Source organism: Sporichthya polymorpha DSM 43042 (assembly GCF_000384115.1).
Lineage (GTDB): Bacteria > Actinomycetota > Actinomycetes > Sporichthyales > Sporichthyaceae > Sporichthya > Sporichthya polymorpha.
On record NZ_KB913029.1, the window covers coordinates 1,016,339 to 1,026,775 of the forward strand.

Annotated in this window: 11 protein-coding genes; 6 read left to right on the top strand and 5 right to left on the bottom strand. The window is 71.1% G+C overall.

The features are described 5' to 3' along the window. Window positions 1-5: 5 nt before the first annotated feature. Complete coding sequence (locus tag SPOPO_RS0105010) at window positions 6-806, bottom strand: SDR family NAD(P)-dependent oxidoreductase (RefSeq protein ID WP_019873690.1); 801 nt, start codon at window positions 804-806, stop codon at window positions 6-8. A gap of 73 nt (window positions 807-879) precedes the next feature. Here SPOPO_RS0105010 and SPOPO_RS0105015 point away from each other — a divergent pair, with 73 nt between their 5' ends. The 3 genes from SPOPO_RS0105015 to SPOPO_RS0105025 all read left to right on the top strand — a co-directional run bounded on the left by SPOPO_RS0105015 (window position 880) and on the right by SPOPO_RS0105025 (window position 3,328). Continuing rightward, window positions 880-2,163 carry a cytochrome P450 gene (locus SPOPO_RS0105015; protein WP_019873691.1) on the top strand — a complete coding sequence of 428 codons (1,284 nt, stop codon included), beginning with the start codon at window positions 880-882 and terminating at the stop codon, window positions 2,161-2,163. A 10-nt stretch (window positions 2,164-2,173) separates the two neighbouring features. Beyond that, complete coding sequence (locus tag SPOPO_RS0105020; RefSeq protein WP_019873692.1) at window positions 2,174-2,653, top strand: nuclear transport factor 2 family protein; 480 nt, start codon at window positions 2,174-2,176, stop codon at window positions 2,651-2,653. A gap of 78 nt (window positions 2,654-2,731) precedes the next feature. Further along, window positions 2,732-3,328 carry a TetR/AcrR family transcriptional regulator gene (locus tag SPOPO_RS0105025; RefSeq protein WP_019873693.1) on the top strand — a complete coding sequence of 199 codons (597 nt, stop codon included), beginning with the start codon at window positions 2,732-2,734 and terminating at the stop codon, window positions 3,326-3,328. Window positions 3,329-3,335: 7 nt separating this feature from the next. On the opposite strand, the gene SPOPO_RS0105030 is transcribed toward SPOPO_RS0105025, so the two are convergent. Continuing rightward, window positions 3,336-4,934: a PEP-utilizing enzyme gene (locus SPOPO_RS0105030; protein WP_019873694.1), complete on the bottom strand. Its 1,599-nt coding sequence runs from the start codon at window positions 4,932-4,934 to the stop codon at window positions 3,336-3,338. Next, window positions 4,934-5,941, bottom strand: coding sequence for a hypothetical protein (locus SPOPO_RS27810; protein ID WP_019873695.1), 1,008 nt, complete (start codon window positions 5,939-5,941; stop codon window positions 4,934-4,936). Before SPOPO_RS27810 ends, SPOPO_RS0105030 begins: the two co-directional genes overlap by 1 nt. Before the next feature lie 119 nt (window positions 5,942-6,060). Here SPOPO_RS27810 and SPOPO_RS0105040 point away from each other — a divergent pair, with 119 nt between their 5' ends. From SPOPO_RS0105040 to SPOPO_RS27815, 3 genes are read left to right on the top strand one after another with little or no spacing between them, the layout of a single operon-like run. Further along, complete coding sequence (locus SPOPO_RS0105040) at window positions 6,061-7,083, top strand: hypothetical protein (RefSeq protein ID WP_019873696.1); 1,023 nt, start codon at window positions 6,061-6,063, stop codon at window positions 7,081-7,083. Further along, the gene (locus tag SPOPO_RS0105045) at window positions 7,080-7,922 is read left to right on the top strand and encodes a MaoC family dehydratase (protein ID WP_019873697.1); all 843 of its coding nucleotides are present in this window, start codon (window positions 7,080-7,082) and stop codon (window positions 7,920-7,922) included. The genes SPOPO_RS0105040 and SPOPO_RS0105045 overlap by 4 nt, the downstream gene beginning before the upstream one ends. Beyond that, window positions 7,919-8,455: a hypothetical protein gene (locus SPOPO_RS27815; RefSeq protein WP_019873698.1), complete on the top strand. Its 537-nt coding sequence runs from the start codon at window positions 7,919-7,921 to the stop codon at window positions 8,453-8,455. Before SPOPO_RS0105045 ends, SPOPO_RS27815 begins: the two co-directional genes overlap by 4 nt. 48 nt (window positions 8,456-8,503) lie before the next feature. On the opposite strand, the gene SPOPO_RS0105055 is transcribed toward SPOPO_RS27815, so the two are convergent. Both SPOPO_RS0105055 and SPOPO_RS0105060 read right to left on the bottom strand, forming a co-directional pair. Then, window positions 8,504-8,737: a FitA-like ribbon-helix-helix domain-containing protein gene (locus tag SPOPO_RS0105055; protein ID WP_019873699.1), complete on the bottom strand. Its 234-nt coding sequence runs from the start codon at window positions 8,735-8,737 to the stop codon at window positions 8,504-8,506. 85 nt (window positions 8,738-8,822) lie between these two features. Then, a complete protein-coding gene (locus tag SPOPO_RS0105060) occupies window positions 8,823-10,436 on the bottom strand; it encodes an AMP-binding protein (RefSeq protein WP_084670888.1) in 1,614 nt (537 codons plus the stop codon). Window position 10,437 lies beyond the last annotated feature (1 nt).

Genomic DNA, 10,437 nt, shown 5'->3' on the forward strand with positions numbered 1-10,437 from the left:
TTTGTCTAGTCACCGGGGCGCGCGGTCTGCCACGGCATCAGCGACCGCATCTGGAGCCCGCCGTCCACGGGCAGCACGACGCCGGTGACGTAGGCGCTCGCGGGCGACGCGAGGTACAGCGCGGCGTGCGCGACATCCTCGGGCGCGCCCGCCTTCGGCGGCTCCGGACGGCGCCACGCGTCCGGACGCGGGTCCGGCTCGACACCGCGCCGTCGCTCGCCGTCGCCGTGGTCGACCCGGATCGAGCCGACGCGCACGGCGTTCGCGCGCACGCCCAGATGCCCGTAGCCCGCGGCGAGGGACCGCGTCATCGCCTCCAGGCCGGCCTTGCCGGCGGAGTACGCGTCGAAGCCCGGCATCGCCTGCGTCGCTGCGATCGAGGAGATGTTGACGATCGCGGACCGTCCCGCGGCCGTCAGCAGCGGGAGCGCGTGATGGGTCGTCAGGTAGGCGCCGGTCAGGGTCGAGTCGATCAGCCGGGCCCAGTTCTCGGGCGTCATCTCCCCGACCGGCCCGTCGACGCTGCGCGTGTGCAGCAGGTCCGTCGGGCCCGCATTGTTGACCAGCACCGACAGCCGGCCGCACGCGGCGACCGCCGCCGAGACCTGGACCTCGCTGGTGACGTCGGCGGCGACGAACCGGATCCCGGTCTCGGCCTCGAACGCCTTGCCGCGGTCGACGTTGCGCCCGCACACCACCACCTCGGCGCCGCGGTCGCGGAACAGCACGGCGATGGCCGCACCGATGCCGCTCGTTCCCCCGGTGACCAGGGCGGTCTCGCCGTCGAGCCGGAAGGGGTCATGCACGATCCCGACCCTACGCCGCAAAAGGTCGCGGACTCAATGGTCTAGCGTCAGACTATTGAGGTACGGTCGGAGGGTGACCGAGACCTGCCCCCACGACGGCCTGTTCGCCGCGGCGACGCCGGACCTCGTCCGCTGCCCCTACCCGGTGTACGAGCACCTGCGCGGCGAGCACCCCGTCGAGTGGATCCCCGCCCTGACGGCGTACGCGGTGACCCGGCACGCCGACATCCTCGACGTCCTGCTGCGCCCGGAGGACTTCTCCTCCCGCAAGCAGTCCGGCCCGGGCGCGGCGACGACCCTCGCAGTCGCGGCCGCCGAGGACCCGCAGTACTCGGACCGCGTGCGCGCCGCGGCGGTGCGCCGCATCGGGATCGCGGAGAAGGGCGCCGCCCTCGTCAACTGCGACCCGCCACGCCATGGCGAGCAGCGCAAGATGATGAACAAGGTCTTCACCCCGCGCCGCGTCGCGTTGCTGGAGCCGCCGATCCGCGAGCTGGCCGAGGGTCTCGTCGACGCCTTCGTCGCCCTCGGCCGGGCCGACGTCGTCGCCGAACTCGCGACCCCGCTCCCGATGACCGTGATCGCCCGCGCGCTCGGCATCGAGGGCACGGACATCCCGACGCTCAAGCGCTGGTCCGACGCCTTCGTCCGCGCGAACGGCCGGCCGAACCTGTCGGTCGAGGAGATCTCGGCGCTGATCCTCTCCCTCGACGAGTGCTACGACTTCTTCGAGGCTCGCATGGAGGAGCGCCTCGCCGACCCGCGCGAGGACCTCGTCACCGACGTCGCGCAGGCCGACCTCTGCCACGAGGAGCGCCTGCAGATGCTGACGCTCTTCCTGATCGGCGGCAACGAGACGACGAACAGCCTGATCGCCTCGTGCATCTGGATGCTCTGCCGGCGACCCGAGCTGCAGGACGAGCTCCGTGCGGACCCCGACCTGATCCCGCCGTTCGTCGAGGAGACGCTGCGGGTCGAACCGCCGGTGCAGGGCCTGTTCCGCCAGGCGATGCGGGACACCACCGTCGGTGGCGTGCCGATTCAGGCGGGCGAGTTCCTCTGGCTCGTCTACGGCTCGGCGAACCGCGACGAGGCGCAGTTCCCGACGCCCGACGAGATCCGGCTCGACCGCGGCGCCGAGGGCCGACGCCACCTCAGTTTCGCGCAGGGCCCGCACTTCTGCCTCGGCGCGCCGCTGGCGCGGGCGGAGGCGCGCATCGCGCTCGAGACGCTGCTCGCGCGCACCCGCAACCTCGCCCTCGCCCCCGACGAGGACGCCGGCTCGTGGGCCCCCAACCTCGTCCAGCACAACCTGACCCGGCTGAACGTCGTGTTCGACCCGGTCGACCTCTCATGAGTGGGGTGGCATGAGCGAGAAGGTCCGCGCCGACATCACCGAGGCGCTCCACCGGTACTGCCGCGGCATCGACCGGATGGACGCCGACCTGATCCGATCGGTGTACCACTCCGACGGCTACGACGACCACGGCGACGTCTTCCGCGGCTCGGTCGAGGACTACATCACCTGGGTGTTGAACGTCCTCGCCGAGCGCTTCGACTCGACCATGCACACGCTCACGAACATCACGATCGAGCAGGACGGCGGCGTCGCCCACGTCGAGAGCTACCTGATCGCGTACCACGTGACCAAGGGCGGCGGCTCGCTGAAGGTCTTCGGTGCCCGCTACGTCGACCGGTTCGAGGACCGCCCCGGCGCCGGCTGGCGCATCGCCCACCGCACCCTGGTGTCGGAGTGGCAGACCGAGCAGACCGGCTTCGTCGCCACTCCCCCCGGCACCGCCCCCGCCGCCCGCGACCGCACGGACCCGTCCTACCGCCGCGACTGACGCGTAGCGTCCGGCAAAGTGGGGCCTATAACCCACAGTTGGCCGGACGTGACGGGATGTGCGTGTCACGATGGCCGGGTGACCGTCACGGACCGGCCGTACCGGGGCATCAGCGCCGACCACCGACGCAGTGAGCGCCGGGAGCAGCTGCTGCAGGCGTGCCTGGACGTCGTGGGACGTTCCGGCGTCGCGGGGACGACGGTCGGGGCGATCTGCGAGCAGGCCGGGCTCACCAAGCGCTACTTCTACGAGGCGTTCGCCGACCGGGACGCGATCCTCTGCGCGGCGCTCGACGACCTGCACGTCGCGCTGTTGCGACGCATCCGCACCGCGATCGCGCACGAGCCGGACGCCCGGAGGCGCACCCGCCTCACCGCGCGGATGCTCGCCGACACCATGGACGACCCGCGCCTGGCGCGCCTCTTCGTCGAGGCCGCCGCGCTGCCGTCCCTGCACGACCTGCGGCGGCGCGCCTACGACGTCTACGCCGACCTCGTCGCACACGAGGTCCTCGGCCTGACCGAGCCGAGCCCCCGCGCCCGGCTCGCGACGCAGGTCCTCGTCGCCGGCGCCACCGAGGCCGTCTCCCGCTGGGTCGAGGGCGGCACCGGCCTGACCCGCGACGAGTTCGTCGAGGTCCTGACCGAACTCGCCAGCGGGGTTTCCCGAGCCTGACGAAACGTCAGGCCAGGACGCGGACCAGGTTGTTCTCACCGTCGACGAGGATGCGGTCGCCGTCACGGAGGACGGTGGTACCGCGCTCGGTCCCGATGACGTAAGGGATTCCGAGCTCCCGGGCGACGACCGCGCCGTGGGAGGCGGAGCCCCCGACGTCGATGACGAGCGCCTCGGCGAGGGACATCAGCGGCGCCCAGCTCGGGTCGGTGAACCGGCAGACGAGGATGTCGCCGTCGTCGAGCGTGATCGCGTCGTTGACGTCGAGCAGCACCCGCGCCCGGCCCTCGACCTGACCACCGCCGGAGGCGGAGCCGGAGATCTCGACCGCACCCCGATCGCCCTCGACGGGAGCCTCGGGCACGATCGGCTCAGGCATCCCGCGGAAGAACACCGGTAGCTCGACCTTGCGGTGTGCCTCGCGGTAGCCCCGGCGCGCGACCACGATCTCGGCCACGTCGGGCAAGCGCCCGGCCGCGAGCTCCTGGCACTCCTCGATCTGCAGGTAGAACACGTCGTCGACCTGCGCGAGCCGGCCGGCGGCGACCTGCTCGGCACCGAAGTCGCGCGCCGCGCGGCGGACGCCGTCGATGCACATCAGGTACGCAGCCTTGCCGACCTGCAACGTCCGCACGATGTTGCGTGTCCGCTTCATCAGCCAGCGCATGGCCGGGCGCTTCGCCGCGGGGGTTGCCGCGAGCAGGGCCTTCTCGGCCTCGGCGCCGGCGGCCACCGAGCGCGCCTCGCGGTCGCGGGGGCGCTCGACGTCCGCCCGACCCTGGTACGACTTCACCAGGGCCCGCACCGGACCCGGGTCCTCGCGCCAGACACGCGCATCGGCGTTGCCCTCGTTCGGCCCGTGGTAGCCCCAGAGGCGGAGAAACTCGGCCTCGTCGAGCTGACCCTGCGCCACCTTCCAGAGGTCGTCGGCCATCTTGGTCTCGAAGACCTCGCCGACACCGGACATCAGACGCGTCCCCAGCGCCGGGTCGCCGGCCTTCTTCGCCAGGTCGGTGATCGCACTCTGCGCGCCGGAGAAGACGAAGCGCCAGGCGCAGTGGTCGCCGAACACCTTCGCGAAGCGCTCACGCGCGGCCACCAACCGGTCGATGGCGGGTCCCGTCCCGCCGTCGCCGTAGACCTCGCGCTCCCACCACGCCCGTGTCTCGGCGTAGTTGGCGTGCATGACCTTGCCCTGGCGCAGCAGCGCGCGCGGGGCCTTCACGGCGATCACCGGGAGCCGCGACTTCTTGCCCTTCACCGGCGGCGCGTCCGGGCGGACACTGCCGCACAGGTCGCGCTCGAAGTCGTCCCCGGAGACGCCGGGCAGGGTGACGACGATGCCGCGGATCGCGTCGACGTTCAGGGCCGGGCGCCCGTAGAAGATCGACAGGCCCCAGTCGTTGACGTCCGGCGACGCCTCCGCCGAGGGCGGCAGGACGCCGAACACCTTCATCGAGAAGAGCCAGCCGCGCTCGGCCGTCTCACCCCAGATGCTCATGTCCATCGGGGAGAGGACGTCGGGCGCCGCCTCCCCGAGGTTGGTCGTCGTCCAGTAGCGACCCGGCTCGCTGGTGCCGAGCGTGGGGTCGGAGATTTCGGGCACTAGACGCCGACCGCCTCGGAGCGGCTGGTCGGAACGTCCTCGTCCGCGGTCTCCGACAGGTCCCACGGCCGGCTCTCCGGGTCGAAGGGCTGGTAGCCGAGGAACAGGTTCATGATGACCGCGCTCAACCCGATGCCCAGGGCCCAGGTGCTGATGCCGGCGAGCTCGGTGAGGAACCAGTTGTAGTCGCCGTTGACGACGATCCAGCTCGGCATGCCGATCAGCGCGTAGACACCGCCCACGGACGCGGGGACCGCCACGAGCATCGCGCTCGCCCGCCAGCCCTTGAGGTGGTGCTGGTAGCGGTAGGCGAAGGCGGCGGGCAGCAGGGCGCAGCCGATGGTGTTGCAGGGTGTCCACCAGATCGGGAGCTCGTTCCACCACATCGGCTGGTTGCCGTAGTAGTGGTAGATGCCGTTGGCCCCGACCAGGAGCTCCTCGAAGATCGTGTAGCTCAGGCCGGTGATGCCGAGCATGATCCAGACCTGCTTCGCGGTGGGCCGCGTCAGCAGGATCTTGAGCATCGAGACCGCGAACGCACCGGCGCCGAACCAGCCGGCGACGATGAACCAGCCCATCTGACGGCCGAACAGCGTGAACGCGTTGTCGGCGTCGTCGACCGGGTAGTAGACCATCCCGATCACGTCGAGGAAGACCTCGGGCACCACGATGATGACGGTGCCGATGCTGGCGCACAGCGGCAGCCAGTCGCCCTTCTTGATCAGCTCACGCAGGCACACGATCAGGCCGGCGAAGCCGAGTCCGCCGAGCAGGACGATCGCGATGACGTTGTTCGTCCGGTCGTACGGGAAGTCCGCGTTGGTCGGCACCGGCGGGACGCCGGTGTTCTCGTCCATGACCAGGGCGGGCACCTGCGGCGGCGGGTCGGTGAGCCCGGTGATCAGCAGGTCCAGCACCGCCAGCACTGCGAAGAAACCGAAGATCGTCAGCGCGAACGCGCGGGTACGAGCCCGTTCCTCGGGCGTCCGAACCTTACGTACGGGCATGGGTGTCGACATCGCGGAAGACCTCGCCATCGTGGTCCAGCTCACGGAATAGTTGCGTAGTAAATAGTTGTAACACAGACTTTTATTGGTGCCCAGCCCACGGCCCGAGGGGAGACGCTGTGCCCAGGTTCCTGTTCGGCGACTTCGACCACCGCGTCACGGTCGGCGCGTTCCGGCCCGACCCGCAGACCATGGCGGTCCAGGAGATGCAGCACGGTCTCCCGCTGCAGGCGACGTGGCTGTACGGGTTCTTCCGCGACGAGCAGGGCCTGGTCTCGGCCATCGAGCGGAAGTTCGTCGGCTCGCTCACCAGCGGGTGCTTCGTCATGACCCAGGACGGCGATTCCGCGAACGAGCTCAACGTCCACCCCGACTCCGGCCGCAGCGCGCGGGGTGAGCTCCGGCGCGTGCTGGAGGGCCCGGAGCGGCGCTGGCACGAGCCGGTGTTCCAGCGTCTCCCGGCCGGGACGGTGCCCGCCGGCGAGCAGCCGATGGACCTGCGCTGGACCGGCGACGCCATCAGCTACAGCGAGGGCGACATCCTCGACCTGTCCGGCCCGCGGGCGGGGCTCGGCGTGCAGTTCTACGTCGCCTCGCGCGCGAACCCGATGCTCTACACGTCGACGTGTCACTGGGTCTCCGGGACGTTCCAGGGCCGCGCGGTCTCCGGACCGCTGTGGATGGACAACTCCTACTGGGTCCACGGCCTGGAATGGAAGGAGTACGGCTACTTCAACGGCCTCCAGGTCGCCTGGCACGTCTTCTGCAACTCCTTCGCCGACGGTTCGTTCGAGTGGGGCCACCTCGTGATGGGCCGGGAGGGGTTCACTCCCGGCATCGTGGTGAGCGGCGGCACGGCCGGCGAGGGGGTCGTCGCCTCCACGCCCGACCTGCACGCGAAGTTCAGCGTCGACGACGGGGCCTGGCCGCAGGCCGCCTCGTTCGACCTCGGCTCCGCGCAGTACGAGTTCACCGGCCCGCCGACCGGCCGGATGACGCAGTTCTCCGCCTCGCGCTGGGCCAACTACCGCGCCCAGTTCGGGCAGACCCGCCAGGTCGGCGACTCCCGCGAACTCGTCGACGGCCTGACCTGGCTGGAGGCGTTCGCCGACCGCATCTCCGAGGACGGACTGACCACGTGACGCTCGACCCCACCTCCGTCGGCGCGACCGCCGACCCCCAGTCGATTCGCTGGGACTCGAAGGACTGCCTGCTCTACGCCCTCGGCGTCGGGGCCGGGACCGACGAGCTCGCCTTCACCACCGACAACACCCGCGGCCTGGACCAGCGCATGCTGCCGACGCAGCCGGTCGTCCTCGGTCTCGGTGCGACCGCCGGCTCGCTCAAGCTCGCGGGGAAGATCGACTGGGTGCGCCTCGTGCACGCGGCCCAGGGTGTCGAGCTGCTCGCGCCGTTGCCGGTCGAGGGCGAGGCCACGGTCGTCTCGCGCATCGCGGAGCTCTGGGACAAGGGCAAGGCCGCGCTGATCACCGCGGAGTCGACGGCCACCGCGCCCGACGGCACCGACCTGTTCCGCACGCGCATGACCGTGTTCATCGGCGGCGCCGGCGGTTTCGGCGGCGAGCGGGGCCCGTCGACCGAGGACGACGAGCCGACCGGCAAGCCCGACGAGACGATCAGCTACGAGACGCGTCGCGACCAGGCGCTGCTCTACCGCCTCTCGGGCGACCGCAACCCGTTGCACTCGGACCCCGCCTACGCGGCGAAGGCCGGCTTCGACCGGCCGATCCTGCACGGCCTGTGCACCTACGGCTTCGCGGGCCGCGCAGTGCTCCACGCGGCCGCGGGCGGTGACCCCGACCGCGTCCGCTCCATCGACGCCCGCTTCGCCAAGCCCGTCTTCCCCGGGGACACGCTCCACGTGGACCTGTGGAACGTCGACGGCGGCGTGCGCTTCCGCGTCCGCACCGGCGAGGAGACGGTCGTCCTCAACTCCGGGCGCGCGACAATCGCTCCGTGACCCGACCCGGTTGGCAGCCCCTCCTCGACGCGATCGATGCCGCGACCGACGAAGGCACCAAACACGCGCTGACGCTGGTCGCGCGGCACGTGGTCGCCGAGGTCTCCGGTGACATCGAGGGCGTGTTCGCGACGCTGGTCCCGAACCCGACCTACCGCTTCTGGGGCGTCGGCACCAATCGCTCGGTGCTCGACGGCACGGGGCAGGTCCGGGGGTTCTACGACGCCCTGTGCGGCAGCGGGAAGAACCGGCTCGACTACGTGCTCTCCCGCGTCGTGGCCGACGCGTCGACCGTCGTCACCGACGGCGTCATCCACCACGTCCTCGACGGGGCCGACCTCGTCGGCCGCGTCGCCACCCCCGTCGAGCCGGGCCGCTGGTACCACGTCACGTACCAGTCGCTGATCGTCTGGCCGATCGATCCCGAGACCGGCCTCCTCACCGGCGAGGAGGTCTACCTCGGCGAAGAGCACACCGTCGTCCGCGAGATCTCCCGGGACGAACTCCCCCACCTGGGCCGCCCCTCCCGCTGACCCTTGCGTCCGACAATGTGGCCGCAATAGCAACCACATCGTCGGACGTTACGTCCGGTCGGCATCTCGCGCCACCAGGATGTCCTCCACGGACAAAATGCTTCCGGTGCGCCGCTTCCGATCACGCATCGCAGCGGCAAGGTCCTCCGGGTCGGGTCGGCGGCTGAGCGCGATCAACTCGAGACGCAGATACTTCTGCAGCGAGCGCCCACTGCGGGCTGCGCGGGCGGCCAGCTCGTTCCGCACGTCGTCCGGGAGGTCGCGGATGGTGATCGACGCCATGCATTTCATTCTGTCGCGTCGCGCAGCATTCCGCTGCCACGGACGTCCGAGGATGTGGCTGCAGTAGCAACCACATCTTCGGACGTCAGGGGGTTCTCGGAGGCGTGACGTCGCGGGCGGCGGCGGGGTCGGTGAGGACCTCGGGGAGCCGGAACTTCTGGATCTTCCCCGAGGGAGTCGTGGGCATCGCGTCGACGACGAACCAGCGCCGGGGGACCTTCGGGCCGGCGAGGGCCTCGCGGGCGAAGGCGCGCCAAGACTCGGGGTCGGGCTCGGTGCCGGGGGCGAGGCGGACGACGGCGGCAACCTCCTCCCCCATGCGTTCGTCGGGGACGCCGATCACGGCGACCTCGCTGATCGCGGGGTGCTCGACGAGGCGGTCCTCGATCTCGCGCGGGTAGATGTTCTCCCCACCGCGGATGATCATGTCCTTCAGACGCCCCGTCACCTGGCAGTAGCCACGGGGATCCATGACGCCGAGGTCGCCGGTGCGCAGCCACCCGTCGGCGTCGAGCGTCGCGGCGGTCTCGGCCGGCATCCCGAAGTACCCGTCCATCGTCGTGTAGCCGCGGACGTGGAACTCCCCGACCTCGCCGTGCGGGACGACCTGCCCGGTCCCGGGGTCGACGACCCGGACCTCGACCTGCTCCAGCGGCCGGCCGGCCCACGCGGACTTGTCCTCGGGGCTGTCGGTCGGCATTCCCTGCACGATGACGCCGCTGCACTCGGTCTGGCCGTAGCAGGGGACGAAGTTCGCGCCCCACTCCTTCTCCACACGGCGGATCAGCTCGGCCGGGATCGTCGTCGAGCCGGCCATGATGACCTGGATCGAGGAGTGATCGCGCTTGGCGAAGTCGGGGTGCTCGGACATCGCGAGCAGCATCGTCGGGACGCTGGGGAGGAAGGCGGGCCGCTCGGTCTCGATCAGCTCGAGCATGAGCGCGGGGTCGAAGGTCGTGATGATGTGCGCGGCGCGGCTCCACATCGACCCGATGGCCCCGAACGAGGACCCGCCGATGTGGAACATGGGCATCGCGTTCACCCACGACCCCGCGCCGTCGAGGCCGAGGCGGCGGTTGAACAGCCGCGAGTTGTTGCACAGCGAGCGGTGCGAGAGCATCGCGCCCTTCGGCCGGCCGGTGGTGCCGGAGGTGTACTGCATCATCGCCAGGCTGGACGGGTCGACGTCCGGCAGCGTCGCCGCGGGGCCTGGGGCGAACAGGGCGCTGTCGGCGTCGAGCGTGAACGTCGCGCGCAGTGCGGGCAGCCGGTCGCGTACCTTCGCGAGCTCGGCGGCCGGATCGGTCCCCCGGTACGGCGGGCCGAGCACGATCGCGACGCTGCCGGACTGGCCGAGGACGTACTCCAGCTCCGCCGCCGTGTAGGCGGGGTTGATCGCGACGACCGGAATCCCGGCCAGCGCCGCCCCGAACTGGACCAGCTCCCACTCGGCGAGGTTGACCGACCAGATCGCGAGCCGCTCCCCCGGTTCCAGGTGCTCCAGCAGCCGGGCGGCGACGTTCTCCGCCGCCGCGAGGAGCTCGGCATAGGTCCAGCGCCGCCGCTCGGCCGGGTCCGCGGCCCCGTTCACCAGCGCCGGGGCGTCCGGTACCTCGGCCGCGGCCTCGCGCAGGACCCCACCGACGGAGATGTCGCGGAGCTCCACCGACCGGTCGGCCTCGACGTAGGACAAAGACATC